Annotated in this window: 30 protein-coding genes and 1 tRNA gene; 15 read left to right on the top strand and 16 right to left on the bottom strand. The window is 59.7% G+C overall.

Going from position 1 to position 24,215, the window contains the following annotated elements; all coding sequences use genetic code 11:
- Positions 1-2: 2 nt before the first annotated feature.
- From HX868_RS15040 to ung, 3 genes are all read right to left on the bottom strand, one after another.
- Complete coding sequence (locus tag HX868_RS15040; protein WP_177003401.1) at positions 3-851, bottom strand: hypothetical protein; 849 nt, start codon at positions 849-851, stop codon at positions 3-5.
- A 294-nt stretch (positions 852-1,145) separates the two neighbouring features.
- Positions 1,146-3,176 carry a hypothetical protein gene (locus HX868_RS15035; protein WP_177003400.1) on the bottom strand — a complete coding sequence of 677 codons (2,031 nt, stop codon included), beginning with the start codon at positions 3,174-3,176 and terminating at the stop codon, positions 1,146-1,148.
- A 230-nt stretch (positions 3,177-3,406) separates the two neighbouring features.
- A complete protein-coding gene (gene ung / locus HX868_RS15030; RefSeq protein ID WP_095015069.1) occupies positions 3,407-4,099 on the bottom strand; it encodes a uracil-DNA glycosylase in 693 nt (230 codons plus the stop codon).
- Between the two features lie 136 nt (positions 4,100-4,235).
- Here ung and HX868_RS15025 point away from each other — a divergent pair, with 136 nt between their 5' ends.
- Positions 4,236-5,348: an enoyl-CoA hydratase/isomerase family protein gene (locus tag HX868_RS15025; protein WP_177003399.1), complete on the top strand. Its 1,113-nt coding sequence runs from the start codon at positions 4,236-4,238 to the stop codon at positions 5,346-5,348.
- A 55-nt stretch (positions 5,349-5,403) separates the two neighbouring features.
- Here HX868_RS15025 and HX868_RS15020 read toward each other — a convergent pair whose 3' ends face one another.
- The gene (locus tag HX868_RS15020; RefSeq protein WP_177003398.1) at positions 5,404-5,787 is read right to left on the bottom strand and encodes a hypothetical protein; all 384 of its coding nucleotides are present in this window, start codon (positions 5,785-5,787) and stop codon (positions 5,404-5,406) included.
- 185 nt (positions 5,788-5,972) lie between these two features.
- Between HX868_RS15020 and HX868_RS15015 the strand changes: the two genes are divergently transcribed.
- From HX868_RS15015 to HX868_RS15000, 4 genes are all read left to right on the top strand, one after another.
- Complete coding sequence (locus HX868_RS15015; protein WP_177003397.1) at positions 5,973-6,185, top strand: cysteine-rich CWC family protein; 213 nt, start codon at positions 5,973-5,975, stop codon at positions 6,183-6,185.
- The gene (locus HX868_RS15010; RefSeq protein ID WP_177003396.1) at positions 6,185-6,877 is read left to right on the top strand and encodes a 16S rRNA pseudouridine(516) synthase; all 693 of its coding nucleotides are present in this window, start codon (positions 6,185-6,187) and stop codon (positions 6,875-6,877) included. Before HX868_RS15015 ends, HX868_RS15010 begins: the two co-directional genes overlap by 1 nt.
- A gap of 305 nt (positions 6,878-7,182) precedes the next feature.
- The gene (locus HX868_RS15005) at positions 7,183-8,067 is read left to right on the top strand and encodes an alpha/beta fold hydrolase (protein ID WP_177003395.1); all 885 of its coding nucleotides are present in this window, start codon (positions 7,183-7,185) and stop codon (positions 8,065-8,067) included.
- Positions 8,068-8,277: 210 nt separating this feature from the next.
- Positions 8,278-8,351 (top strand) — tRNA-Gly (locus HX868_RS15000).
- 218 nt (positions 8,352-8,569) lie between these two features.
- Here HX868_RS15000 and HX868_RS14995 read toward each other — a convergent pair.
- The gene (locus HX868_RS14995) at positions 8,570-8,809 is read right to left on the bottom strand and encodes a DUF6124 family protein (protein WP_095015065.1); all 240 of its coding nucleotides are present in this window, start codon (positions 8,807-8,809) and stop codon (positions 8,570-8,572) included.
- 465 nt (positions 8,810-9,274) lie between these two features.
- Between HX868_RS14995 and HX868_RS14990 the strand changes: the two genes are divergently transcribed.
- Together HX868_RS14990 and HX868_RS14985 are read left to right on the top strand one after the other, a co-directional pair.
- Positions 9,275-9,568 carry a type II toxin-antitoxin system RelE/ParE family toxin gene (locus HX868_RS14990; protein WP_177003394.1) on the top strand — a complete coding sequence of 98 codons (294 nt, stop codon included), beginning with the start codon at positions 9,275-9,277 and terminating at the stop codon, positions 9,566-9,568.
- 2 nt (positions 9,569-9,570) lie between these two features.
- Positions 9,571-9,879: an addiction module antidote protein gene (locus HX868_RS14985; RefSeq protein WP_016975142.1), complete on the top strand. Its 309-nt coding sequence runs from the start codon at positions 9,571-9,573 to the stop codon at positions 9,877-9,879.
- Here HX868_RS14985 and HX868_RS14980 read toward each other — a convergent pair.
- The gene (locus tag HX868_RS14980; protein WP_177003393.1) at positions 9,872-11,038 is read right to left on the bottom strand and encodes an MFS transporter; all 1,167 of its coding nucleotides are present in this window, start codon (positions 11,036-11,038) and stop codon (positions 9,872-9,874) included. The two genes, HX868_RS14985 and HX868_RS14980, sit on opposite strands and share 8 nt — an antisense overlap.
- The gene (locus tag HX868_RS14975) at positions 11,035-12,198 is read right to left on the bottom strand and encodes an MFS transporter (RefSeq protein WP_177003392.1); all 1,164 of its coding nucleotides are present in this window, start codon (positions 12,196-12,198) and stop codon (positions 11,035-11,037) included. Before HX868_RS14975 ends, HX868_RS14980 begins: the two co-directional genes overlap by 4 nt.
- A 95-nt stretch (positions 12,199-12,293) precedes the next feature.
- Here HX868_RS14975 and HX868_RS14970 point away from each other — a divergent pair, with 95 nt between their 5' ends.
- From HX868_RS14970 to HX868_RS14950, 5 genes are all read left to right on the top strand, one after another.
- Positions 12,294-13,178: a LysR family transcriptional regulator gene (locus HX868_RS14970; RefSeq protein WP_177003391.1), complete on the top strand. Its 885-nt coding sequence runs from the start codon at positions 12,294-12,296 to the stop codon at positions 13,176-13,178.
- Between the two features lie 135 nt (positions 13,179-13,313).
- Entirely contained in the window at positions 13,314-13,538 is a 225-nt protein-coding gene (locus HX868_RS14965) for a type II toxin-antitoxin system HicB family antitoxin (protein WP_177003390.1), read from the top strand.
- A 2-nt stretch (positions 13,539-13,540) separates the two neighbouring features.
- The gene (locus tag HX868_RS14960) at positions 13,541-13,861 is read left to right on the top strand and encodes a hypothetical protein (RefSeq protein WP_177003389.1); all 321 of its coding nucleotides are present in this window, start codon (positions 13,541-13,543) and stop codon (positions 13,859-13,861) included.
- 79 nt (positions 13,862-13,940) lie between these two features.
- Complete coding sequence (locus HX868_RS14955) at positions 13,941-14,441, top strand: methylated-DNA--[protein]-cysteine S-methyltransferase (RefSeq protein WP_028619316.1); 501 nt, start codon at positions 13,941-13,943, stop codon at positions 14,439-14,441.
- Positions 14,442-14,523: 82 nt separating this feature from the next.
- On the top strand, positions 14,524-14,949 hold the full coding sequence (locus HX868_RS14950) for a low affinity iron permease family protein (protein WP_038842343.1): 426 nt from the start codon (positions 14,524-14,526) through the stop codon (positions 14,947-14,949).
- A 54-nt stretch (positions 14,950-15,003) separates the two neighbouring features.
- On the opposite strand, the gene HX868_RS14945 is transcribed toward HX868_RS14950, so the two are convergent.
- The 3 genes from HX868_RS14945 to fos form a co-directional block, all read right to left on the bottom strand.
- The gene (locus HX868_RS14945; protein ID WP_016975135.1) at positions 15,004-15,531 is read right to left on the bottom strand and encodes a DUF4142 domain-containing protein; all 528 of its coding nucleotides are present in this window, start codon (positions 15,529-15,531) and stop codon (positions 15,004-15,006) included.
- A gap of 119 nt (positions 15,532-15,650) precedes the next feature.
- Complete coding sequence (locus HX868_RS14940) at positions 15,651-16,292, bottom strand: LysE family translocator (protein WP_016975134.1); 642 nt, start codon at positions 16,290-16,292, stop codon at positions 15,651-15,653.
- 54 nt (positions 16,293-16,346) lie between these two features.
- A complete protein-coding gene (gene fos / locus HX868_RS14935) occupies positions 16,347-16,757 on the bottom strand; it encodes a fosfomycin resistance glutathione transferase (protein WP_177003388.1) in 411 nt (136 codons plus the stop codon).
- A gap of 104 nt (positions 16,758-16,861) precedes the next feature.
- On the opposite strand from fos, the gene HX868_RS14930 reads away from it, so the two are divergent.
- A complete protein-coding gene (locus HX868_RS14930) occupies positions 16,862-17,101 on the top strand; it encodes a CopG family ribbon-helix-helix protein (protein ID WP_016975132.1) in 240 nt (79 codons plus the stop codon).
- Positions 17,091-17,375 carry a type II toxin-antitoxin system RelE/ParE family toxin gene (locus HX868_RS14925; RefSeq protein ID WP_177003387.1) on the top strand — a complete coding sequence of 95 codons (285 nt, stop codon included), beginning with the start codon at positions 17,091-17,093 and terminating at the stop codon, positions 17,373-17,375. The genes HX868_RS14930 and HX868_RS14925 overlap by 11 nt, the downstream gene beginning before the upstream one ends.
- Positions 17,376-17,383: 8 nt before the next feature.
- Here the strand turns inward: HX868_RS14925 and HX868_RS14920 are convergent, their stop codons facing one another.
- Complete coding sequence (locus HX868_RS14920) at positions 17,384-18,292, bottom strand: LysR family transcriptional regulator (RefSeq protein WP_246355532.1); 909 nt, start codon at positions 18,290-18,292, stop codon at positions 17,384-17,386.
- A gap of 77 nt (positions 18,293-18,369) precedes the next feature.
- Between HX868_RS14920 and HX868_RS14915 the strand changes: the two genes are divergently transcribed.
- Entirely contained in the window at positions 18,370-18,858 is a 489-nt protein-coding gene (locus HX868_RS14915; protein ID WP_177003385.1) for a DMT family transporter, read from the top strand.
- Here the strand turns inward: HX868_RS14915 and HX868_RS14910 are convergent, their stop codons facing one another.
- From HX868_RS14910 to HX868_RS14890, 5 genes are all read right to left on the bottom strand, one after another.
- On the bottom strand, positions 18,859-20,190 hold the full coding sequence (locus HX868_RS14910; protein WP_016975128.1) for an MFS transporter: 1,332 nt from the start codon (positions 20,188-20,190) through the stop codon (positions 18,859-18,861).
- Positions 20,191-20,249: 59 nt separating this feature from the next.
- Positions 20,250-21,191, bottom strand: coding sequence for a hydroxymethylglutaryl-CoA lyase (locus HX868_RS14905; RefSeq protein WP_177003384.1), 942 nt, complete (start codon positions 21,189-21,191; stop codon positions 20,250-20,252).
- Positions 21,188-22,381: a CaiB/BaiF CoA transferase family protein gene (locus tag HX868_RS14900; protein WP_177003383.1), complete on the bottom strand. Its 1,194-nt coding sequence runs from the start codon at positions 22,379-22,381 to the stop codon at positions 21,188-21,190. Before HX868_RS14900 ends, HX868_RS14905 begins: the two co-directional genes overlap by 4 nt.
- A 187-nt stretch (positions 22,382-22,568) precedes the next feature.
- A complete protein-coding gene (locus HX868_RS14895) occupies positions 22,569-23,477 on the bottom strand; it encodes a LysR family transcriptional regulator (RefSeq protein ID WP_177003382.1) in 909 nt (302 codons plus the stop codon).
- Complete coding sequence (locus HX868_RS14890) at positions 23,477-24,151, bottom strand: NAD(P)H-binding protein (RefSeq protein WP_033902689.1); 675 nt, start codon at positions 24,149-24,151, stop codon at positions 23,477-23,479. The genes HX868_RS14895 and HX868_RS14890 overlap by 1 nt, the downstream gene beginning before the upstream one ends.
- Positions 24,152-24,215 lie beyond the last annotated feature (64 nt).

The following is a 24,215-nucleotide window of genomic DNA, read 5'->3' as shown; positions in this document are numbered from 1 at the left end:
CGTTACCAGTACCCCCCACGCGCCTCTTCCTTGACCACCAAGGGGGCGGCTTCTGGAATCTGCGGAGCGGGCATGACAGGAGGGTCACTCAATTTGACCGAAAGCGTCCTGGCGGTAGAAATCTGGGTAGCATTGCCTGCCCTGTCGATGAACTGGAACGTGACCAAATGATCGCCCGGCCCGAACCCCATGATCTGTGCCGTGGTGTAAGTGATCGTAATGGGGGCCGTGGCTGGAAAAGGCACCACACCCGTCGTACCCACCAGATCATCTACGCCATAGAACACAATGAAAGTATCCCCCGGCCTGGAGTCTACCGGCCGCGAAAGCGTCAATGTCACACCACCATTAGCGGCCAGATAGGCGGGGGTTACACCTTCGCTCGGCAAGTTGGCGGGCAACAGAATTGCACCGGGTCTGTTGTTACCGTTGGGGTCAATTGCGTCGACAAACACGGTAATAGGATCAGACGTCGCGCCGTTGGGACCACCAAAGATCGTGACACTGTAGGTGAACACTTTGGGCCCATGACTTCTGAGGCGAGGCGACTTAATCAGGATATCGATATCATCAGTGAGGGGACCTTCAAACTCTTCGGAGAAGGCCCGATTGTTATCTATATAGGCTTCTACCAGATCAAACTCCCCTGGGAACTCAGCTGCATTTGGCCAAATAGGGAGAGTAACCGGTAGCCCGTTCAACTGCTGTGCAGCACTGACGACTTTTTGTTGATCGTCACCTGCAACATCCGGGAGCGTGCCAATCACCGGTGGTAAGGCCGGATCGGGGACCGGTGGCTCTTCTTTGTGCTGGGCTGGCTGTAGGGACGAAAATTGCTTTGGGTTTGACATGCTCACACACTCCTTGCGGTAGAGGCAGCTTCAAGAGTTGCCCAACAGGGGCACTACCCAGGGCTGCCGAATAGAGACGGACTGCTATTCGCGAGCACTGGCAGACTACAACTCGGCTATCAACCAATGACGGGGAATTCATTAAACAAGCTTTCGACAACAGGCATAACTGTCAACATTGACAGGTGTGAACACTCAAAACCCTGCATTCGGTTGACGGCTGTTGAGATCGGGAGAAATAAAATCGGGAGGGTATTACGCCCTCCCCGATTTTTTACGTACGCCAAGCCTTGATTAATCACCGATACAAGGTGGGCTGTTAGGTTGGTGCAAAGAAATAAATACCAGCCTCTTGTTGGAGTCCCCCATGCCGCCGCCCCCGCTCTTGATCACCCGGTACTGTACAACCGCCGATCCATGGCGCGGATTAGTCTGGCCGTCAGCCGGTTTCACCAGCCCCGGCGCCAGGATACAAGGGTCAAACGGCAACCAGAAGTCATACCCCTCCTCAGCCTCTTGTTGCGACAATGTATGGCGGAACGTTTCGATGGTTTCCGGGATGACCCCGCTGGGGTGGCCGTTGGTATTACGGTAACCCTTCCAGGACAACACCAGCTCATCGCCCCCCGATAACCGGCTGACATCACCCAGAACTCGCACACGCGCACCTCGTTCCCAGGGTCGCAGATCACAGTTAATAAAACCCGCTCCGGGGCCCGGGCCATAGGTGACATCTGGAAACTCTGGGTCAAGCAACCCGATGATCGGTACGATATTGATCGTCACGTCGGTATCGGGTGAGCGCTGCCGGTTAACCCCGTTAAATGTCCAACAAAACGTGCGTACAATGCCGCCTGGGGTCTGCTCGATCAGTGACCACTGGACGAAAAATTCAATTTCGTCACCAGCCCTGTCTTCGCGCCGCACGGTATAGGTGTCGGCAAGCACAGGAGGACTGCCCCACATCAATTCCAGAACCTCGCCCTCGACGGGGCCGACATACAGCGGCACGATAACGCGGGCAGGTTGGTCGCGGTCATTGATAGTCAGCAGGTTATCGCCGTCCCGGCCCTTGACAGTGACCCTTTCCAGCAACCGGTTCACCGGGTCCGGATTCGTCGGACTCACCGGGCCTGCGACGGTCAGGTTGACAGGCACAAACCTGGGGGCTGAGCGCCTGGGTGCGCCGGTCCCGCGCTGCCAAGTGTAGTCCGCCCGAATCGTGCCAGGACCAAACTCAAACCCACCAGAGGCCAGGGTCGGGTAGTCGATCCGCACAACGATCGGCCACGCTTGACCTGAGCCAATGACAATCGAAGGCAAGCGGATACCGTCCCACAACGGCACCACGACGTCGCCTGGCGCAGCCCCCACTATCTCTAGGATAAGCATGTAGACCCCACCCGGAGGGCCCGGGTCCCGAGCATCCTCCAGGTCGATCAGGCCGTCGATCAATAACTGAGGAACTTCCACCGCTCTGAGAAGGCTCGGTGTGGGGGTAAGGTCTATCAGCAGGACTGAAGTACGTGAAGGCGGACCTTCATTTCCCGCCCTGTCATTCAGAAAATATCGGGCGTTGTATTCGCCATTGGCATGGGCCCGGAGCACGTCGCCTGTAAGGACCAGTTCAATGGGATCGCCATCCAGATGCGCCTGAGTGATCGAGGTATGAGCAACCCCTTCCGCAAGTACCCGGCGCTTGGACTTGAGTTTGCTCAAGGGTAGAAGCACCAAATCACAACTCACTTGATCCTCAAGGCGAATGTCCGGCCAGCGCCGAACCTCTGCGACGACCTGGTCACCATTGGCGGCCAGATACGCATCCGTCACCCCAAGAGAATCTATCTCTGGCGGAAAGATCAATGCATCCCCCCGATTGTTCTGGTTAGGAGCCGTCTTATCGATATTGATCAGAATCGGACTGGATGGCCCGGCAGTATCGCCTGGCACCAACACAACCGTGTAACGCAACAGATGCAAGCCAGGCGCATTCAGTTTTATCTGCGGCACATGACCGATCACGGGCAGGTCCGAAGCATCGTAAGGGGCGGTAATGGACTGGCTATCGAATGGCGTCGGCTCATTGTCCCAATAGAAGTGGATCCGAGTGACCTCACCGGGATCCAAGCCATCTGAACCGCCCCATAAGGTCTGCACCTCTACCGGTAAGTCCGCCGCCTGAGCGGAGAGCGGTATGGTGTACGCTGTCTCATCATTCAGTAAAGGCAACGCAAAGGGCTGCGGTACCACGGGTTCAGCCGCCATTTTCGGAGTCGGAGGGTCACTCTTGTAATGATTCGTGTCCGACAGTGCGTTCTTTGGCATTTCCACTCTCCTCAACACTATGTTCAGTGACCGGCCACCGACTGCCTGCTGATAAACAGCAGAGCAAAAAGGCCGGGAGAACAGTTAAGGGGCAAAACGCACAGTCGGATACTGTCAGAAATAACAGGTAGGGCCAGCGCCAGCGCGTTGCACAGCCGTCACGACCAATGTAAGGCCCCAGTAAACCGGGGCTTTTATGCCATAAGGCGGGAGTCCAGCACTTCTGCAGTTCAGACAGGTGGCAAAACCCAATCAATCGGCGTCTCGCCATTTTGCTCAAGAAACTTGTTGGTCCGGCTGAAATGCCCGCACCCCAAAAACCCGCGGTACGCCGACAACGGCGACGGGTGCACCGAGGTCAATACCAGATGCTTGGTCGCATCGATCAGCTTCTGCTTGCCCTGGGCATGGGCGCCCCACAGCAGAAACACCAGATGCGGCTGGTGCTCGCTGACCACCTCGATAATACGGTCGGTAAAAAACTGCCAGCCCTTGCCCGCATGGGCGTTGGCATTGGCGCGCTCGACAGTCATGGTGGTGTTGAGCATCAGCACGCCCTGGTCGGCCCAGCTTTGCAGGTAGCCGTGGTTGGGGATGTCGATGTTCAGGTCGCGCTTGAGCTCTTTGTAGATATTGACCAACGACGGCGGCGCCGGCACGCCCGGTTGCACCGAGAAGCACAGGCCGTGGGCCTGGCCGGGGCCGTGGTACGGGTCCTGGCCGAGGATCACCACTTTGACCTTGTCCAACGGGGTGGAATTGAGCGCGTTGAAAATCAGCGGGCCCGGCGGGTAGATCTCTTTGCCGGCGGCATGTTCCTGGCGCAGGAACTCGCGCAGCTGGGCCATGTACGGCTGCTCGAACTGATCCCGCAGAGCGTGTTTCCAGCTGGGTTCGAGTTTGATACGGTCGTCTTCGGTCATGGTTGAATAGTCTTGTAAAAAAGAATGAGGCGAACCCTAGGAAAGCCGACCCCGCTTGTCAATTGATCTGTCGCACCAGCGGCACTTTGCTCTGATGCGATCATACTGAGCCTTCACCTTCTCGATTGAGGTCACGATGAACCTGCACTTCGAAGAGCTGACCGGCAGCGACGGTGCCCGCATCGGCATCGCCAGCCTCGACGCTGAAAAAACCCTCAATGCCCTTTCCCTGCCGATGATCCTGGCCCTGCGTGAACGCCTTGACGCTTGGGCGAAGGATCCGAACATCCACTGCGTACTGCTGCGCGGCAACGGCCCCAGGGCATTTTGCGCCGGGGGTGAAGTGCGCAGCCTCGCGCAGGCCTGTCGGGAACAGCCTGGCGTAGTGCCAGCTCCGGCGGCGCAATTTTTTGCGGCGGAATACCGTTTGGATTACTGCCTGCACACTTACCCAAAACCGGTGATTTGTTGGGGCCACGGCTATGTGCTGGGGGGCGGCATGGGCCTGTTGCAAAGTGCGACAGTGCGCATCGTCACGCCAAGCAGCCGGCTGGCCATGCCGGAAATCAGCATCGGCCTGTACCCGGACGTCGGCGCCAGTTGGTTCCTGTCGCGCCTGCCGGGCAAGCTGGGGTTGTTCCTGGGCCTTACCGGCGCCCATATCAACGGCCGCGACGCTCTTGACTTGGGCTTGGCCGACCGTTTCCTGCGCGATGATCAGCAAGACGAGTTGCTTGATGGTTTGCTGCAACTGAACTGGCAGGAACAGACCTCGATGCAGCTCAATAGCCTGCTCAAGGCACTGGCTCAGGAAGCCGTCGGCCAGCAACCTGAAGCACAATGGCTGCCGCGCCGGGCACAGATCGACGAATGGCTGGATGTGGGCGATGTGCGGTGTGCCTGGCGCAACCTCAACCAATTACGCAATCACGCCGATCCGCTGTTCAGCCGTGCCGGCAAGACGCTGAGCGAAGGCTGCCCGCTGACGGCCCATCTGGTGTGGGAACAGATCCAGCGTGCCCGGCACCTGTCCCTGGCGCAGGTGTTCCAGATGGAATACACGATGAGCCTCAATTGCTGCCGCCATCCGGAATTCAGCGAAGGGGTGCGCGCGCGGTTGATCGATAAGGACCAGACGCCGCATTGGCATTGGCCGGATATCAATACGATTCCGGAGGCGGTGGTGCAGGCGCATTTCAACAAGGCTTGGGAAGGCCGCCATCCGTTGGCCGACTTGTCGGATTACTGATTATTGGCGCCCATAAAAAAGCGGCGCTTCATGCGCCGCTTGCATCACTGGCCTGTCAACGGTGACCGCCGCGGCCGCCTCCATGGTCGGAACCGCGTCCATGCCCCCCATTTCCCCAACGATCACCGCCCCAGCCCTGGTTCGGATACGGCCGGTAACCGGCACGCGGCCCGTAATAACGCGGGGCCGGCTGGTAATAACGCGGGGCCGGCTGGTAATAACGCGGGGCCGAGTAATAGCGCGGTTGTGGCGCGTAGTAGCGCGGTGCGGGGTAGTAATCACGGCGGTACTGATACGCCGTCCCGCCGCCGTAGTAATACACCGGTGCCGGTGAGGTGTAGACCTCGGAACGGTAGTAGCTCTGGCCGCCATCGTAATAGGGCACGCAAGCGGTAAGGGTCAGACCGAGTAAAGCGCTGAGCAGCAGTCGTCGATACATGGCGGCCTCCTGGACCGCGGAAGAGCACCTCCAGCGACGCTGGAGGGCGGCATTCGGCTTTCACCGAATGACGAAATATCTGACATCAAAAACTGAATCTGGTGCGTTTTGGACATAGGCTGAAACATCTGTTTCCGACGATCTGGTATCGTGCCAGGACTTCCGCGATATTGCCTGAACCCACCATGACTACGCCCACTCACTGCCCCGCCTGCGGCGCGCGCAACGACTGCACCCTGGCCGATCCGCGCACAGCCGACCAAGCCTGCTGGTGCTTCAGCATCACCATCGATCCAGCGGTGCTCGAAGCCCTGCCGATGGAGCTACGCAACCAGGCCTGTCTGTGTCCAAGCTGCGCCCAGGTGGATGAGCAATTGCGCGAGGCTGAGCCGACGTAATGCGGGTTGATCGCTTCCTCAGTAACCTGCCGCGTTTCAATCGCCAGCAAGTGCGCGTATTGCTGGTTGAACGGCGTGTGTCGGTTGATGGCGTTGCCGTCAGCGATCCTCATCATGAGGTTCGCGAGTTCAGCCGTGTGTGCGTTGACGATGAAGTGCTGCAGGCCGGAAAACCAGCGCGCTACTTCATGCTGCACAAGCCCCAGGGTTGCGTGAGTGCCACCGCAGACCCGCAGCACCCAACCGTGCTGGATTTACTTGATGAGCCGGACAAAGGTGAGCTGCACATTGCCGGTCGTCTGGATTTCAACACCACCGGTCTGATGCTGATCACCAACGACGGCCAATGGTCGCGGCGACTGACGCAACCACAGACCAAGCTGCCCAAGGTCTACCTCGTGGCGACCGAGCAGGCTATCGGCCCTGAGTATGCAAGTACCTTTGCCGAGGGTCTGTACTTCGCATTCGAAGACCTCACCACCCAACCCGCCGAGTTGGAATTGCTGGGGCCGACCACCGCACGGCTGAGCATTGTCGAAGGCCGCTACCACCAAGTGAAACGCATGTTCGGACACTTTGATAACAAGGTGATCGGCCTGCATCGCGAGCGGATGGGCCCTTTGGTGCTGGATGTGGCCCTCGCGCCGGGCCAGTATCGGGCGCTGACTGACGACGAAATCCGACAGGTCTGATGACCGTTCAGCCGGTGATGGCAAAAAACCGCCTCAACGCCTTGCAGGGTCGCACCGCTGCTGCTTGAATCAGGCTCACCAGTTTAAATATGACTGGCGAGTCGCCTATAACCTCCAAGAAACACCTTGCCCCGCCCGCGATTGATTTACGGGCCTCTCAGGCAAACAGCCCGCCCTAACAACAGCCGTCGGCCAGCCGTCATCGGATCGACATGGGCCCTCCTTTTCCAGGCGTATGCCTACCTGTCACAAAGCTCGTGCAGAGTGATCTGCGCGCTCTACCCGCTTGCCAGGAGTCTTACGACATGAGGCCAGAAATCGCTGTGCTGGATATACAGGGTCAGTATCGGGTTTACACGGAGTTCTATCGCGCGGACGCTGCTGCAAAGACCATTATCCTGGTCAACGGCTCCATGGCCACCACGGCATCCTTCGCCCAAACCGTGAAAAGCCTGTACCCGCAATTCAATGTGGTTTTGTACGACCAGCCCTACGCTGGCCGCTCCAAAATCCATAACCGCCACGAGCACATGCTGACGAAAGAAGTCGAAGGCCAGCTCCTGCTGGAACTCATCGATCACTTCGCCGCCGAACACGTTCTGTCCTTTTCCTGGGGCGGCGCTGCCACCCTGGTTGCCCTCGCCCATCGCCCGCGCCGCGTGGAGAAGGCCGTGATCAGTTCGTTCTCCCCGGTGATCAACGCCCCGATGCGCGACTACCTGGAACGCGGCGTCGACTACCTCGGCAACCTCGACCGCGACCGCGTCGGCCACCTCGTCAACAGCACCATCGGCAAACACCTGCCGTCACTGTTCAAGCGCTTCAACTACAAGCACGTGAGCAGCCTGGCCGAGCATGAGTATGGGCAGATGCACTTTCACATCAGTCATGTGCTGAACAGTGATCGCCTGTGTTACCTGAAGGCGGCCAAGCAAATTGATATTCCGGTGTTGTTTCTCAACGGTGAATGGGACGAATACACCAGCGCCCAGGACGCCAAGCTGTTCGGCCAGCATGTGGCCAACAGCAGCTTCAGTACGATTCAGGCAACGGGGCATTTCCTGGACATGGAGCACAAGGCGGCGTGCCGAGACAGCCGGGAGGCGGTGGTGGGCTTCTTGAAACCGGAGCGCCAGGTCAGCCGGCTGCGCTATCACCAGGGCCAGGCACAGCATGCCTTTGCACTCTGAAATACGCTCCCTTGTAGGAGTGAGCTTGCTCGCGAAGAACGTCAACGATAACGCTCGCTTCCTGGAGGAACGCGGCGCTCTTGAGTCTTTCGCGAGCAAGCTCGCTCCTACACGGGGTCAGTTCGTCATATATGGCACTTATAACCCACACATTTTTGAAGAAAAACTTCAAATCCCCGCGAACTTCTGGTACAAAGTCAGCCGCTCTGAGCGGGTATAGTTTAATGGTAGAACAGTAGCTTCCCAAGCTTCCGACGAGGGTTCGATTCCCTCTACCCGCTCCACTCAAATTCTCGTTTCGCGTCAGGTTGTGTTTGACGGGGAATGCATAAAAAACCGGTCCTAGATGGCCGGTTTTTTTATGCCTGGCATTTGATGAGTCGATCGGGGTGCATAACCCGCAGGCTCCAAAAGTGATGTGGGCCGCGCCGCAAGAGCAGTATTCATGGCTCCCCTCCCCCGTGGTATGGGCGGCCTGGGAAGGCAAGCCTATGCGGTGCGCCTAGGCGACTTGATCCACGCGGTCCTGCGCCGCTTCCACCAGCATCAGCCCCAACTCGATCATTTGCTGGATCGCAAGGGCCAGGTAGCGCTGTTGGGAAGGCAGGGTTTCGGCGAACTCATTGGTCATGGCTCCCGCGCCGGCGATGGTTTCGTAGGCGTTGGCGAGCAGTGCTTCGGTGTTGGCTTCGGGACGGACGCTGAACAGTTTTACGGATGGATTACATGAGTCATTACACATCTGTTGATCCTCGGTAAGGACCACCACCCACAGGGTTAGGGTGGCAGCTGTACGCAGGTTAGTAGACCGGAAATTTCCTCGAAAACCGGCGCGCCCGAAGACGCCCTGCGCACAGCTACCAATAGATTCAGGCACTGAAATGCCTGACTGCAAGGACAGCCATACGCCGAGGAAATTTTTTATCGGGCTACTAAACCCGACCGCTGATAGGCAGCGGCAGACGAACCTTAAAGAGGTCGCCCAAGACGCACAACTCGGACGATTCTGATCGTTGTGTAGGCAATACCGCAAGGTTCGAATACAGCCTCTCTCCCCGAACTGCCACTGCAAATTTTGGCAACAGGAAAACCTTCAAGAACGTTTGAAACCGAAGCGCTCCCCACGCATCCTCCCCAGCCTTTGCCATCTGCCATTCCTATTGCCAGCAAGTATCCACTTGGATACAGTTAGGCCTTGCGAGGTCCTGTGAGCTATCTGATCCAGCAAACCCAAACCTTCATTAACTGGCGTTCAGAAGTACGCGACCTACGAGCAAAGATCGCAATAGGTCGACGTATCGAAAGAGCCAGCATGGGTAACCTGGGCGATATCAAGACACTAGGTAACGGCATCTCAGAAATGCGGATAGACGTTGGTTCGGGTTATCGAATTTATTTCACTTTGCGAGGTAAGGTGATCGTCATCTTGCTGGTAGGCGGTGACAAGTCTTCCCAGGACACTGATATCCGTAGAGCAAAAAAATTGGCAAAAGAGGTTTGATCATGAAACAAACGCTGACGACATTTGATATGGCCGAACTGCTCGACAGCGACGAGGCCATCAGTGAATACCTCTCTCAGGTTCTGGCCGACGGCGACAATCAAGAATTTCTTCGCGCCATCGGCTACGTGGCTAAAGCCCGAGGAATGACAAAGATCGCTGCCGAAGCGGGCATGGGTCGTGAGAGCCTTTACAAGGCATTCGCCCCTGGCGCAAAACCTCGCTTCGAAACTGTACTCAAAGTACTTCACTCCCTCGGTATCGATCTATTTGCGCGGGCTGGACATCCGGTCGACCGCTCGATTATTTGAGCTCGAAGCCCCGCCGCACCACCCACGCCAACGGCAACGTCACCAACAACACCCCCGCCAATACCATCACCGCCACCGACACGCCCAGCGCATCCCCCACACCGCCGAACACCACCGGCGCCAGCGCACCACCACCAATGGTGCCGGTGTAGAACACCGCAAACGCCTGCTCCCGCTTCCCCGCGCCCGCCAGATCTGGCACGGCGCCATACAGCACGGATGACGTGCCATTGAGCACCAGGCCCAGCAACGGCAGCATCGCCATCAACCCGGCCAGCGGCACATACACGGCGGCAACGATCAGCAACGCGGTGCTGGTTTCCGTCAGCCACACGGTTTTCATCATGCCGATGCGCGCCCCTAGATAGCCGCAGAGCAATTTGCCGAATGCGCCCCCGATAAACAGCAGCGTCAGGGCCAAGCCAATACCGGCAGTTCCCGCGCCTTTCGCTTGCAGCAGAAAGGGCAGGAAGGTGAGAAAGCCCATGCGTACGGCGCTGTCGAGGGTGCCGGTGAGAATCAAGGCGCGCAGGCCGGTGACAGAGCCACTTCCGCTGAAGGATTTGGTGTGTTTTGTTGAGATGGATTCGGATGCTTTTGCAGGAACCAGCCACCACAGCAGCCCCGCCGCCGCCAAGCCGAGCAACCCCAGCAACGTCGCGCTGGCACGCCAGCTGATGACGGTGAGCAGCAACCCAATCAAGCCCGGAATCAGCGTTTTGCCGATATCGCCGGAAAAGTTGTACTGGGACAGCGCCTGCTTGATTCCGCCACCGTCCTCGTAGGCGTCGCTGATCATCGAAGAGGCCAGCGGGTGTTGGGTGCTGGCGCCCAAGCCACCTAATAGAAGTGCCAGCAGCAACATCATCAATCCAGTGGCTTGGCCCACCATTAGATAAGCCGCACCGGCAAGTGCTGTGCCGCCCACCAGCATCGATACACGGCCCCAGCGTTTCGCGGCGCGACTGGCCATGAGTTGGAACACTGCCATCATCCCGGAATAGGCACCGCGTAACAGTCCGATCTGGGCGTAGGACAGCGCGAACTGCGCCTGCCAGATCGGCAATAGCACGTAGATGACATCGGTAAGGCCATCATGCACGGCATGGGCGCTGCAGCCGGCGATCAAGGTACGGCGGCGGGTTGAGGTGTCCTTCATGACGTCGGGACCCGTTGAGGTTTAACGGGTTTCCAGCCAGTGAGCGCGATCAACAAGGTCAGCACCTGGAAAGTAATAATCAGCGCCACGCACCCGGCCCATCCCCAACGCTCCCAGATCAACGCCGGCACAATCGCACCACAACTGCCGCCCAGGTAGTAACAGGTGAGGTACACGCCCACGGCGCCTGCTTTGTTTTCACCTGCGCTCGCAGTGGTGAATGCGTTGGCCGCCGCCTGGGCCAGGAACACGCCGGTGGAGCTGAGCGCCAGGCCTGCAACGATGCTCCAAAAAGAGGGCAACAGCGTCAGCGCGGAACCGGTAATACCCAGCACCGCAGCTACGCTCAGCAGTTCAGCATGTGGCCGGGCCTTGCTGAGGCGGCCAGCGATGGGGATCACGATCAGCGCCAGCAGGAACACCATGTACAGCGTGCCCAGCGCCGCTGGCCCCAGGTTGAAAGGCGGTAATCCGAGATACAAACCTGCGTAGGTAAACGCCGCTACCTGGGAAAACAGCACGCAAAAACCTACCGCATAGGCGGCCAATAAAGGCTTGCGAAAAACCGTCGAGAACGCAGTTTCAACCCTCACGGATCGCGCACGGCTTACCGGCAAAAGGAACTGGATAAACCCACCCACCATCAGGCTTAGCACCGCCATCAATTCAAAGGCTTCGCGCCAGCCCACGTACTCCGTCATTACACCCGTGACGAAGCGCCCGGCAAACCCACCCAACACCGTCCCGGCCACGTAAAGACTGGTGACCTCCGTGACCGTGCCGCCACGCCAGCGGTCGCCGATGTACGCCACGCTGGTAGCGAACACCACCGGAATCAGCATGCCCTCCACACACCGCCACACCAGCACCTCGGCAAAGCTGCCGGCATAGGCTGTCATCAACGCAGGCACCGCCAGCAACAACGCCGCAGCGCTGATCACCGTGCGTTGCTCAAAGCGCCCGGTCAGCCGGCTGACGAAAGGCGCCGTGATCGCCACCGCCAAGGTCGTCACGGTGATACTCCACCCCGCCGCCTTGGCGCTGATGTGAAACTGCGCGGCGAACGTCTGGAGAATGCTCTGGGTGGCATACAGGTTGAGAAACGCCGCGCAGCCACACAGGAACAGGGCAAGACGGGCACAATGCAGGCGCGGTTTCATGAAACCTCTCGTTTTATTTTGTGAGGTCTTTATAGAATGGCCGGCAGGTCTAGAACCAATACCGATTTCGGACCGATCGATACCCAAGGACCAGGATGCTCGACCTACGCAAGCTGCGTTACTTTCTGACGGTCGCCGAAGAATTGCACTTCGGCCGCGCGGCCATTCGCCTGCACCTGGCGCAGCCGCCGCTGACCCGGCAGATCTCGGCGCTGGAGACCGAGTTGGGCTTCAAGCTGTTCGATCGCACCAGCCGCACCGTCACCCTCACCGCACAAGGCCGGTCGTTCCTGCCCTACGCGCGCGGTGTGCTGGAGCAGGTGGAGTTGGCGCAAGTGATCGCCGGCAAACTGGCGGCGGGCACTGCGGGGCAACTGACGTTGGGGTATGTGAGTTCGATCGCGCTGTCGGACCTGTTCAGTCAGGCGATTCAAGCATTTGCCCAGCGCTTCCCCGATGTGCAGTTGACCCTGGTGGAATGCGCCTCCGGCAGCCTCGGCGCGCAGGTGGCGGATGGGCGGCTCGATATCGGCTTGAGTCGCCTGTTGCCGCAAGGCGAAGCGGTGCAAGCGCTGTCCCTGGGCGAAGAAAGGCTGGTGGCCGCCGTGTCCAGTGAGAGCCCGTTGGCTCGCCAGGCAAGCGTCAACCTGGCGCAGCTCAGTACCTACCCGTTGATCCTGTTTCCGGCGGATTATGGATCGGGGCTCAACCAGTCCATCGAGCAGCTTTATCGGCATCACGGCCAGCCTCTGCGCCCGGGCCCGACCGGGCGGCAGATCACGTCGATCATTGCGCTGGTAGCCGCCGGGCAAGGTGTGGCGTTGGTGCCGGCATGTACGCAGAGCCTGATGAATAAAGGTGTGACGTACCGGCCGCTGGCGGAAGTGGATGCGTGTGCGCAACTGTTAGTTCTTACCCGAAAACAAGAACACAACTTATTGATCCAAGCCTTTATGAACGTAATAAATAGAGTGATATAGCCTAGATAGCGTATCAAGGGTTTTGAAAGAGCCCTCGTACGTTCCTTTCGGAAAATTCGTTCAATAGAAGGGATGCGGTCGCGTTGATTACAAAGCTTTGGTGGTTATAGTCAGTACCCTTTTGAGGGTTCAATGATGCTTTACCCGATTGCAATTTCAAGCGGCGACGAGGACCACGCCTGGGGCGTGGTGGACATTGATGTCACCAACTATCTGGGCAAGGCGCAGAAGCTCAACATCACGCTGCCGGGGTACCTGCTGAACCGCATCGATGACTATGTACTGCATCATCCGGAAGAAAAAAGCCGCTCGGGGTTTCTGGCGTCGGCGGCGCTTAAAGTGCTGCAACAGGAAGGATAACGATGCTCCTACTCAAGCCCAGCTACTCCAGACACCCCACCTACAAAGTGATCGGCCTGGTACTGATCCTGCCGTTGATGATCTCGTTGATGAGGCTGGGGGGGACGGGTGTGCTATTAGCCCTTGCGACTTCAGCCTATGGCGTCTGGTTCGCGGTTCGGTACGCCAAAAAAGGGCTAAAGGTGACGGCGGTGCTGGTCACGTTGCTCAATATCCTCTCAACGGTGTTGCTATCGACGCCCTCGGTGTTGATGGCCCTCGGTTACATCGCGTGGTTGTTCGCTTATCCGGCGTTCTCGGAGTGGCTCTACTGGCGGCGCTGAATTTGATCGCAAGAAACGTAGTTTGCCGATCAGCGCTCCACTCTAGACTCCCACTACACCCACCTTCAGGAGCCCGCTCATGACCTACGAATACAAACTCATGCCCTCCCCGGTCGGCCAACTTACCCTGGTGGCACGCGACGGCAAACTCAGCGCCATCCTGTGGGAAACCGAGCGCGCCAACCGTGTACGCCTGGGTGAATTGTACGAAGCGCCTGAAAGCCCGGTGCTGGTGGAAACCCAACGCCAGTTGCAAGAGTATTTCGCCGGCACCCGCAACCATTTCGAGCTGGAACTGGACTTCGCCGGCACTGACTTCCAGAAACAAGTCTGGCAGGCGCTGCTAACGATTCCCTTCGGCGAAACCCGCAGCTACAGTCAGATCGCCCAGCAGATCGGCAACCCGAAAGCGGTGCGCGCAGTGGGTGCCGCCAATGGGCGTAACCCCATCTCGATCATTGCGCCGTGCCATCGGGTGATTGGTGCGTCGGGTGGGCTCACCGGCTTTGCAGGAGGGTTGGAGGCCAAACAGTATTTGCTGGCGCTGGAAGGTACAGGTCAGGCTGAATTGGCGTTCTGAAGGCCCTTAGCAAATGTAAAAAGAAATTTCAAAGAATCCCTGCGGTCCACTATTTCATCACCCCCTTCCAAGGAAAACGGTCATGAAATTCTCCGCAGTCTCCCAATCCCTGTCCCGTTGGGCCGGCAGCCCGCGCACGTTCTACGCGGCAGTGGCGTTGATCCTGGCGTGGAGCCTGAGCGGGCCGTATTTCCACTACAACGATACGTGGCAACTGATCATCAATACCTCAACCACCATCATCACGTTCCTGATGGTGTTCCTGATCCAGAACACGCAGAACCGCGACAATGACATCCTGCATATCAAGATCGATGAACTGCTGCGTGTGTCCAAGGATGCACAAAATGCCGTGCTCAGCCTCGACGGCCTGGACCGCAAAGAGCTGGAGAAACTGCGCCAGGAATACCGCAGCATCGGCAACACGGGTACGGTGAGCCTGAATAGCAGTTGCGGTCATGCTGCCGACGATGCGGCACCGACCAAGACCGATTTGAACCAGGCATAAAAAACGGCGGTTGGATCTGCTCCAACCGCCGTTGTTTTATTTCAAGTGACGCACTTAACCGTCGCCTTGATGACCTTTACCGTAGGTCGACGCCAAGGCGCGAGCCTTCTGCAAACGCTCTTCCAGCTTGGGCAGCGTCTCATCGACCAGCGCTTTTATTTCCGGCACGTCCGACGCCGCGCCTTCCTGTTTGAACAGCGCGATGGCGTCTTCGTTTTCCTTCACCTGCTGTGCGGTATAGGCCGCATCAAACGAGTCGCCGTCCTTGAGTTCGGGCATCAGGGTTTCGGCTTTGTCGACGATTTTTTCCCGCGGCGCCACCGGCAGATCAAGCTTCTTGGCGATGGCCGCCAGGTGCTGGTTGGCCAAGGTACGCTCGTTGATCACCTCGATGGTGTAGTCCTTGATCTCTTGGGACGAGGTCTTGGCGTGGGCCATGCGACTGGTTTCGATATCGGCCATGCCCTTGGCCGAAGCCTGCTCGATGAATTCAGCAGGCGACTGGGCGAAAGCATTGCTGGCGCCGAGGCCCAGCAGCATCGCGAAACTGGCGGTGCGTAACCGGATAGCCATGCGGCTCATGATGGGTTCCTCCAGGCTGAAAATAAGGGCGGGGGAACACACCCCGCCCTCAATTCGAATTTTCAGGGCGGCAAAGGTTTAGAAAAAACTCGCCAGTGCGACGAACGGTCATCGTTAAATCAAGCGGGTTTGCTGCCAAACAGGCCCGGCAACGCGTGCGCCAGAGCATTGATGGCGAAGCCGATAAACATCACACCACAGAGCTTGGTGATCAGGATTTCATGGCGTTGATACACCGTGCGTACCCGTTGGGCACCGACCACGCCGATCAGGATCGCATAGGCCAGCAGGCCGCCGACGAAGCTGAGGAAGATCAACGACGGTAGCATCGACCAGGTCAGCAACTCGGCACGGCTCGACAACAACGCCGTAAACGTCGCCACGGCCACCGGATACGCCTTGGGGTTGGTCAGGCCGAACAGAATGCCGTGCCAGAACGGATGCCGCGCCGCCCCCTGGGGCGCGTCACTGCTGCGACGCTGGGTGCGGATCGCGCGCCAGCCGAGCCAGAACAGATACAGGCCGCTGAGTACACCGAGCACATCGAACGCACCGCTGCCGACTTCCCGCGCGCCCACGATGGCGATCAGCGCCGTAGAGCACCACACCACATCTCCCAGCAGATGCCCGCACAAGAAACCCGCCCCAGCCCTGCGACCACGGGCAGCGCCGATGCCAAACACGGCCAACACCCCCGGCCCCGGGGTAATACCGTAGATGAAACCTGAGGCAAGCACGGCGAGTAGCAAGGAAGGGGTCATGGGCGCGACTCAAACGGAGGGTTAAGAGGTGAACGGATTCTGCACGTTCCCGTGCTACGGGTAAAACTTCATTCCGGCGTAGGGCTTGGCGCGACAGGCTTGCAGCCGCGAGGCCAGGTCGCCGACATGGGCTTCGAGCTTGTGGCCATCGGGGTCGAGAAAATAGAACGAGGCACCTTCACTGCGGTTGTCGCGCCACTCCTCTACCAGCGCTGCTCGCAGGCGTTCTACCAACGCGGTGAAATCAGCCGCTGCCACTGTAAACGCGTAATGGGTGTAATCGGCGGCCGGCTTCGAGTCGCGCAGCGGATCAAGCGATAAGCACAACCAAAGGCCCGGCAGTGAGAGATAGGCGCCGGCGTCCCAGGTGGCGTCGAGGTGAAGTTGCAGCAGCTCATGGTAGAAACGGATGCTGAGCGGCAAGTCGGTGACGGCCAGCGTCATGTGGTTGAAGCCAGAGAGCATGGATACTCCTTTCACAATCGGAGCGCCCCCTGACGAACGGGGGAAACCAGGGACGCGGTGACAATGTAGTATGTTGCACTACATGTCACTACAACGAGGTCGTCATGTCTGTCATGTCCCTACGTATACCGGAAGATATCGCCGATACGCTTGCCAGTCTCGCCAAGGCCACCGGGCGCAGCAAATCTTTTCTGGCGGTTGACGCATTGCGCGAATACCTCACGCGCGAAGCCTGGCAAATTGAGGAAATTCAAAAAGCCCTGAAAGAAGCGGATGCGGGTGATTTCGCTACCGCTGCCGAGGTAAAAGCTGTCGCTGACAAATGGCGCACCAATGCAGGTTGAGTGGCTGAGGGTAGCCCTGAGGAACCTTGACGACGAAGCGGCTTACATTGCCGAAGAAAATCCAAAAGCTGCCCATGAATTTGTCCAGGCGATCTTGACTGGGCTCCAACGGATTGCTGAATTTCCAGCGATGGGAAAAGAGGGACGCGTGCCAGGGACTCGCGAATGGGTCGTGCCTAGATGGCCCTACATTGTCCCGTATCGCATCCGAGAGGGCCGATTGCAAGTCATGCGGATCTTCCATACCCGGCGCCAGCCACCCGCATCCTGGTGATGAATGGCTCAGATTTGTAACACCCCCTGCACCTGCCCAATCAACCACTGCAACCCCGAATCCCCACCCCGCCGTGCATGCCACGCCAGCTCGAACGCAAACGACGGAATATGAAAGGGCGGCGGCACCGCCAGCAAATGCTCTTGATCAACAGCTAGCACGCCTCGGGAAGACACGGTCAGGATCAAGTCCGTGCCCCGGATCAACTGCGGCGCCACGCCCCAGTGCGGCAGGCTGATCGCCACATGCCGACGCTCGCGAATCGCCGTCAGCGCCCGCTCGATTTCCGGCGCGCCGCTGCCACGCATTTCCAACAAAACATGGGGACGCGACAGGTAGGTGGGCAGATCCAATAAGCCGCTTGCCGGCAGGCTGTTGCGGTCCACCAGGCAGATATAGTGCTCTTCGAACAACGGCGTAGTCCGCAGTTCGGCCGGTATGTCAGGGAACACTCCCGCCGCCAGGTCGAGGTCGCCATTGAGCACGCCATCCACCATGCCTTCACGGCTGGCCTGGATGATTTGCAGATCGATACCTGGCGCTTCACTGCGCAGCGTTCGCACCAGGTCGGGTAAGAAAATCGCCGCGCTGTAGTCAGACATCGCCACGCGAAACCTGCGCTTGGCCGACGCCGGGTCAAAGCGATTCGGCGCCAGCAAGGCCTGCACCTGGGCCAGCGCCTCGGCCAGTGGCGCGGCCAACTCCAGCGCGCGGACGGTCGGCACCAGGCTGCCGCCCTGGCGCACCAGCAGCGGATCACCGAGCAGGTCACGCAGACGCGCCAACGCATGACTCACTGCCGGTTGGCTCAGGTGTAGACGCTCAGCCGCACGGGTGACGTGCTGTTCGCTGAGCAAGGCGTCGAGGATCACCAGCAGGTTGAGGTCGATGCGGCGCAGATCATTCATCAGCTGCATACTCAGCATAAGAACTTGGAATTTAAATTTGCGCGACGAATAGCCTAGAGTCCAGCAAAACCTCTGGGAGATTCGCCATGACAACGTTGCATTGGGTCGGTTTATTGGCGCTGGCGGTCATCGCCGGTGCAGTGGTGCCGTTTCAAAGTGCGATCAACGCCAACCTCGGACGCGGCCTTGGCCACCCGTTGTGGGCTACGCTGGCGTCGTTGCTGGTGAGCATCATCGTGTTGCTGCCGGTAATTCTGGCGCTGCGCCTGCCGTTGCCGAGCCTGGCGTTTATCAGCAAGGGGCCGCTGTGGATGTGGGCCGGTGGCGCGTTTGGCGTGTGTTTTATTTCCCTGGCGTTGATGCTGTTGCCCAAGCTCGGCGCCTCGGGGTTTATCGCGCTGGCCCTGGCTGGGCAGATTCTGGCGTCGCTGGTGCTGGATCACTTCGGCCTGTTCGGCCTGGTAGAGCGCCAACTGACAACGCCCCGTGTGCTGGGGGCGTTGTTGTTGATCGGCGGCGTGGTGTTGATTCAGTTCAGCGCCACGCCCACTCGCGCCTTGGCAACCACTGGCTGATCAGCCCTTGTCGAGGGTGCGCAGTTTTTGCGGCAGGCCCCACAGCAGCAACGCCGCCGCCAGCAACGCACACACGCCAATTACGTAAAGCGCTGGCGTGGTGCTGCCGGTGAGGTCCTTGATCCGCCCCACCATCACCGGGCTGACAATGCCACCAAACTGGCCGAGGGTATTGATCACCGCAATCCCGCCCGCCGCGCCGGCTCCAGCACCGGCCAGTAGCTTGGGTGGCAGCGTCCAAAAGGTCGGGATCGACGCGATGATGCCCGCGCCCAACATGCCCAGGGCAATGATCAGGAAGGTGGTGTGATCGGCAAAAATGCCGGCACTGAAAAAGCCCACTGCACCGAGCACCACCAGGCCACAGACGAACTTGCGACGTTCACCCGTGGCATCCGACAGCCGCCCGATCACCACCATGCTGATGGCGCCACACACATAGGGAATCGCCGTGAGCAGGCCGATCATCACCGGGCTCTGGGTGCCCGCGCTGCGGATCAACTGCGGCGCCCAGAAGTTGAGGCCGTAGGACGCCACCTGGATCAGAAAGTAGATGAAACCGAGCATCAGGAACCCTGGAATACGGATCGCCGACAACAGAGAACCACCGTGCTGGTTCGGCTCATGCTTGGCGATGCGGCTCGACAGTAAGGCCTTCTCCGCCGCCGTCAACCAGTGGGCGTCTTCGATGCGATCCTTGAGCAAGGTCAGCACCAGGAAACCCAGGCCGATGCACGGCAAGCCGCCGAGCAGGAACAACCAGTGCCAGCCGCGCATCTGGAAGACACCGTCGAGGTGTTCCAGCACCAGGCCGGAAAACGGTGCGCCCACCAGACCCGCAAAGGCCGAAGCCAGGAACAGCATCGAGGTGATGCGCCCACGGAAATGCTGGGGGAACCATAAGGTCAGGTAATACAGCACGCCTGGGGCAAAACCCGCCTCCATCGCGCCGATGATGAAGCGCAGGCCGTAGAACTGCCATTCGGCGGTGACAAACACCATGGCCGCCGTTGCCAGCCCCCACGACATCATGATCCGCGCAATCCAGCGCCGCGCGCCGACCTTGTACAGCATCATGTTGCTCGGCACTTCGAAGATCACATAACCCACCACGAACAGCCCGGCACCGAGGCCGTAGGCGGTGTCGCTCAGGCTCAGGTCAGCCTGCAACTGGAACTTGGCGAAGCTGATGTTGATCCGGTCAAAAAACGCGAACAGATAGCACACCATGATCAGCGGCATCAGGCGCCAGGCGACCTTGCTGACCAGGGCTTTTTCAGCATCGATTTCAGCGGCCGGGCGCGCGCCGGCCTCCAACGTATTAGTGCTCATGGTTTCTCTCCAGCGGGCTGCTCACAGGCGCCCGATTGTTTTTGTTGTCTGGTGCAGTGTTACAGCGTGGCGATGTAGGCAGGCGGTGGATGCAGATCGCAGTTGCGTCCGGCCTTGGCGACCTGGCCGGGCAACTCATGTCCAAGCAAAGCGGGAAGACGGCGGGACATATGCAGCAGGTGCGGCAGGTCGATACCGGTATGAATCCCGACTTCATCACACAGGTTCACCAGGTCTTCGGTGCAGATATTGCCCGACGCCCCTGGCGCAAACGGACAACCGCCCAAGCCCCCCAGCGCTGCGTCAAAACGACGAGCGCCGGCCTCATAGGCGGCCAGCACGTTGCACAAGCCCAGGCCTCGCGTGTTGTGGAAATGCAGGGTCAGATCGCTGGCGGACACACGTTCCAGCACGCGTTTGACCAGGCGTGCCACCTGACGCGGATTGGCCATGCCAGTGGTGTCCGCCAGACTGATACCCTGGATGCCCAGCGCTTGATACGCCTCGACAATCTGCAACACGCGGTCTTCATCAATTTTGCCTTCGAACGGGCAACCGAAGGTCGTGGCGATGCTGCCGTTGAGCCTTACCGGGTAATCACGGGCAAAACTGACGATGTCATCAAACGCCGCCAACGACGCCTCGCAGCGCATGCGCATATTCGCCAGGTTATGGGTCTGGCTGGCGGACATCACCAGGTTCAGTTCATCGGCGCGGGACGCGATGGCACGCTGCGCGCCTTTGAGATTGGGGATCAGCGCCACGTAGATCACACCCGGCTTGCGCTCAATGCCCTGGAACACTTGCTCGCCATCGCGCAATGCGGGGATGGCCTTGGGCGAGACGAACGAACCGGCTTCGATCCGCGAAAAACCCGCGAGAGAAAGCTGGTCGACCAGGGCGATCTTGTCGGCCGTCTCGACCCAGGTCGGCTCGATCTGCAGGCCGTCGCGCGGCGACACTTCCTGCACAATCAGCGCGTCGGAATAGTCAGAAATCATTGCACCACTCCCGATGTTTTCAGGCGATGGATATCGGCAACCGTCAGGCCCAGATCGCCAAGGATCGCGTCGGTGTGCTGGCCCAACGTCGGGCCCTGCCAGTTCACGCCGCCAGGGGTTTCCGAGAGTTTGGGCACAATGCCGGGCATCTTCACCGATACGCCGCCGGGCAGTTGGGCAGTAAGCAACATGTCACGCGCCTGGTAGTGCGGGTCGCTGACGATATCGGCCACGGAGTAGATGCGCCCGGCCGGTACTTCGGCGGCTTCCAGGGCGCTGAGTACCTGCTCGATGGGCAGGCTGCTGGTCCAGTGGGTGATCGCGGCGTCGAGCAATCCACTCTTGGCGGCGCGACCATCGTTGTGGGCGAATTCAGGTGCTTCGGCCAGGTCGGCGCGGCCGATGGTGTGCATCAGGCGCTTGTAGATCGGGTCGCTGTTGCCGGCGATCACCACGTAGGCACCGTCGGCCGTCAGGTAGGTGTTGGACGGCGCAATGCCCGGCAAGGCGCCGCCGCTGCGTTCGCGCACATGGCCAAGCATGTCGTATTCCGGCACCAGGCTTTCCATCAGGTTGAACACACTTTCGGCCAGCGACACATCGACAATCTGCCCATCGCCCTGCCCCGTCTTGACCCGCAGCAGCGACATCAGCGCGCCGATCACGCCGTGCAACGATGCCAGGGAATCGCCCAGGCTGACACCCACGCGTGCCGGCGGTGAATCCGGATTGCCGGTGGTGTAACGGATACCGCCCATGGCCTCGCCGATGGCTCCGAAACCCGGACGGTCGCGGTAAGGGCCGGTCTGGCCATAGCCGGAGATGCGCACCAGGGTCAGCTTGGGGTTGAGGGCGTGTAGCACGTCCCAGCCGAGGCCGAGTTTCTCCAGGCCACCGGGCCGCAGGTTTTCGATCAGCACATCGGCGTCCCCGAGCAATTGCTTGATCAGGTCCAAGCCTTCCGGCGACTTGAGGTCCAGCGCCAGGGATTTCTTGTTGCGCGATTGCAGGTACCACCACAGCGACGTGCCTTCATGCAGCTTTCGCCATTTGCGAAGCGGGTCGCCCTGGCCCATGGCTTCGATCTTGATCACCTCGGCGCCAAACTCGGCCATCAGCCGGGCGGCGAACGGCGCGGCAATCAGGGTACCGATCTCGATCACCTTGATACCGCTCAGGGGAGCCGTCATGGGGTGTACCTCTTATTCTTGGAATGTGACGCCAAGACTAGAGGCCAGGGGCAGAAGAAATCCAACCGTCAGTTGGCAAGGAGCGTTCGCTAAACGCGAACGCCCCTGTAGGAGCCCGGCTTGCCGGCGATGGCGTCCTCGAAACCGGTGTATGCCTTGAAATGGCCATCGCCGGCAAGCCGGGCTCCTACAAGGGTGTGTGGAGGTAGTCAAACAGCAGGCGGCTGACCGGCGACAACTGCGCCTCATCGCGCACCACCAGGATCAGGCTGCGATCCGACCAGTCATCCGTCAGCGGCACGGCATGCAAACCCAATGCACGACCAAACAGTTCATAGGCTTTCTGCGGCAGGATGCCGATGCCCATGTTCGCCTGGACCATCCGGCACATTGCATCGAACCCTGGCACATGAATGCGCAGGCGCAGCATCCTGCCCGCCTCGCGCGCGGCGGCGTGGGTGCGCATGTTGATGGAGCTGGCGGCGTGCAGGCCGACGTAGTCGCTGTCCAGGGTGTCGACAAAGGCCAAGGTTTTGCGCGCCGCCAATGGGTGATCCGCAGGCATCAGCACCACCAGCTTATCGTGGCGATAAGTCACGCTGGGCAGGCCTTTGGTATCGGTGTCGCTGGAGCAAATGCCCAGGTCCGCCACGCCATCCAGCACGCCTTGCACCACACCCTTGCTGGGACGTTCTTCCAGGTCGGTTTTCACTTCGGGGTGCAGTTCGGAAAAGTCCCGCAGGTCTTCCGGAAGAAACTGAATGATTGCCGACAGATTGGCCAGCATCCGCACGTAGCCCCGTACGCCGTGGCTGTGCTCGCCCAACTCCAGGCCCATCTTCTCGACGTTGAACAGCATCTGCCGTGCATGGTGCAACAGGGTTTCGCCAGCGGCCGTCAGGTCCATGCCCTTGGCCCGCCGCACGAACAGGCTGACGCCCAGCACCTGCTCCAACTCCATCAAGCGCTTGCTGGCGGCCGACACGGCAATGGCTTCGCGGTTGGCGGCGCGGGTCAGCGTGCCTTCCTCAAATACCGCGACGAACAGCTGCAGCGTGATCAGGTCCAGCCGCCGCACCAGGCTCTTGTGCAACATCAGCGACGCTCGCTGGCCAGCCGATTGATCTCGGCCTGCTCCACCACCGGCTGCGGCGCGCCTTGGCTGGCCGCCTGCAACATCGCCCGGCCCACCGTCTCGGTGCTCACCACCCAACCCGGTTTCAGCCGGCGCACAAACGTCAACAGGGGGCCAAGCACCGAGTAGAAGGATTGGTAAAGCGGCGTCTTCGAACGCACGCCATGCAAGGGTTGGATGACGCCAGGACGGAACAGGTACACCGCCTTGAAGGGCAGGCGCAGCAAAGCGTTCTCGGTCTTGCCCTTGACCCGCGCCCACATCGACTTACCCGCTTCGGAACTGTCGGTACCGGCGCCGGACACATAGATAAACGTCATCTGCGGATTGAGCCGCGCCAAGGTGCTGGCGGCGACCAGGGTGAGGTCGTAGGTGAGGTGGGTGTACTTGACTTCATTCATCCCCGCCGACGAAACGCCGAGGCAGAAGAAACACGCATCAAAGCCTTGCAGCAGGTTTTCCAACGGCTGGAAATCCAGCATGTCGCTGTGCAACACCTGATGCAGCTTGCCGTGTTCCTGGGTCAGGGCCGTGCGGCCGACGGCGACGACTTCCTGCACGTCGGCGGCCAACAGGCACTCACGCAGCACGCCCTGGCCGACCATGCCGGTGGCGCCGAATAACAGAACTCTCATAGGGGGACCTCAGCGGCAAGCCGCAAGCTTCAAGCTCAAGTTGAACGCATTCGGCTTGTAGCTT

It is taken from the genome of Pseudomonas reactans, from assembly GCF_013385825.1.
Taxonomy (GTDB): Bacteria; Pseudomonadota; Gammaproteobacteria; order Pseudomonadales; family Pseudomonadaceae; genus Aquipseudomonas; species Aquipseudomonas reactans.
The sequence above is the reverse complement of the archived record's forward strand: the minus strand, read 5'-3'. Positions and strand labels throughout refer to the sequence as shown.

Coding starts and splice junctions, on each gene's coding strand:
- HX868_RS14965 (WP_177003390.1), top strand. CDS start 13,314: ATGCTTTACCCGATTGCAATTTCAAGCGGCGACGAGGACCACGCCTGG.
- HX868_RS14910 (WP_016975128.1), bottom strand. CDS start 20,190: ATGAGCACTAATACGTTGGAGGCCGGCGCGCGCCCGGCCGCTGAAATC.
- HX868_RS14940 (WP_016975134.1), bottom strand. CDS start 16,292: ATGACCCCTTCCTTGCTACTCGCCGTGCTTGCCTCAGGTTTCATCTAC.
- HX868_RS14890 (WP_033902689.1), bottom strand. CDS start 24,151: ATGAGAGTTCTGTTATTCGGCGCCACCGGCATGGTCGGCCAGGGCGTG.
- HX868_RS14895 (WP_177003382.1), bottom strand. CDS start 23,477: ATGTTGCACAAGAGCCTGGTGCGGCGGCTGGACCTGATCACGCTGCAG.
- HX868_RS15010 (WP_177003396.1), top strand. CDS start 6,185: ATGCGGGTTGATCGCTTCCTCAGTAACCTGCCGCGTTTCAATCGCCAG.
- HX868_RS14985 (WP_016975142.1), top strand. CDS start 9,571: ATGAAACAAACGCTGACGACATTTGATATGGCCGAACTGCTCGACAGC.
- HX868_RS15040 (WP_177003401.1), bottom strand. CDS start 851: ATGTCAAACCCAAAGCAATTTTCGTCCCTACAGCCAGCCCAGCACAAA.
- HX868_RS15025 (WP_177003399.1), top strand. CDS start 4,236: ATGAACCTGCACTTCGAAGAGCTGACCGGCAGCGACGGTGCCCGCATC.
- HX868_RS14905 (WP_177003384.1), bottom strand. CDS start 21,191: ATGATTTCTGACTATTCCGACGCGCTGATTGTGCAGGAAGTGTCGCCG.
- HX868_RS14970 (WP_177003391.1), top strand. CDS start 12,294: ATGCTCGACCTACGCAAGCTGCGTTACTTTCTGACGGTCGCCGAAGAA.
- HX868_RS14945 (WP_016975135.1), bottom strand. CDS start 15,531: ATGAGCCGCATGGCTATCCGGTTACGCACCGCCAGTTTCGCGATGCTG.
- HX868_RS14960 (WP_177003389.1), top strand. CDS start 13,541: ATGCTCCTACTCAAGCCCAGCTACTCCAGACACCCCACCTACAAAGTG.
- HX868_RS15015 (WP_177003397.1), top strand. CDS start 5,973: ATGACTACGCCCACTCACTGCCCCGCCTGCGGCGCGCGCAACGACTGC.
- HX868_RS14900 (WP_177003383.1), bottom strand. CDS start 22,381: ATGACGGCTCCCCTGAGCGGTATCAAGGTGATCGAGATCGGTACCCTG.
- ung (WP_095015069.1), bottom strand. CDS start 4,099: ATGACCGAAGACGACCGTATCAAACTCGAACCCAGCTGGAAACACGCT.
- HX868_RS14950 (WP_038842343.1), top strand. CDS start 14,524: ATGAAATTCTCCGCAGTCTCCCAATCCCTGTCCCGTTGGGCCGGCAGC.
- HX868_RS14955 (WP_028619316.1), top strand. CDS start 13,941: ATGACCTACGAATACAAACTCATGCCCTCCCCGGTCGGCCAACTTACC.
- HX868_RS15035 (WP_177003400.1), bottom strand. CDS start 3,176: ATGCCAAAGAACGCACTGTCGGACACGAATCATTACAAGAGTGACCCT.
- HX868_RS14925 (WP_177003387.1), top strand. CDS start 17,091: ATGCAGGTTGAGTGGCTGAGGGTAGCCCTGAGGAACCTTGACGACGAA.
- HX868_RS14980 (WP_177003393.1), bottom strand. CDS start 11,038: ATGAAGGACACCTCAACCCGCCGCCGTACCTTGATCGCCGGCTGCAGC.
- HX868_RS14995 (WP_095015065.1), bottom strand. CDS start 8,809: ATGTGTAATGACTCATGTAATCCATCCGTAAAACTGTTCAGCGTCCGT.
- HX868_RS14975 (WP_177003392.1), bottom strand. CDS start 12,198: ATGAAACCGCGCCTGCATTGTGCCCGTCTTGCCCTGTTCCTGTGTGGC.
- HX868_RS14920 (WP_246355532.1), bottom strand. CDS start 18,292: ATGCAGCTGATGAATGATCTGCGCCGCATCGACCTCAACCTGCTGGTG.
- HX868_RS15005 (WP_177003395.1), top strand. CDS start 7,183: ATGAGGCCAGAAATCGCTGTGCTGGATATACAGGGTCAGTATCGGGTT.
- HX868_RS14930 (WP_016975132.1), top strand. CDS start 16,862: ATGTCTGTCATGTCCCTACGTATACCGGAAGATATCGCCGATACGCTT.
- HX868_RS14915 (WP_177003385.1), top strand. CDS start 18,370: ATGACAACGTTGCATTGGGTCGGTTTATTGGCGCTGGCGGTCATCGCC.
- fos (WP_177003388.1), bottom strand. CDS start 16,757: ATGCTCTCTGGCTTCAACCACATGACGCTGGCCGTCACCGACTTGCCG.
- HX868_RS15020 (WP_177003398.1), bottom strand. CDS start 5,787: ATGTATCGACGACTGCTGCTCAGCGCTTTACTCGGTCTGACCCTTACC.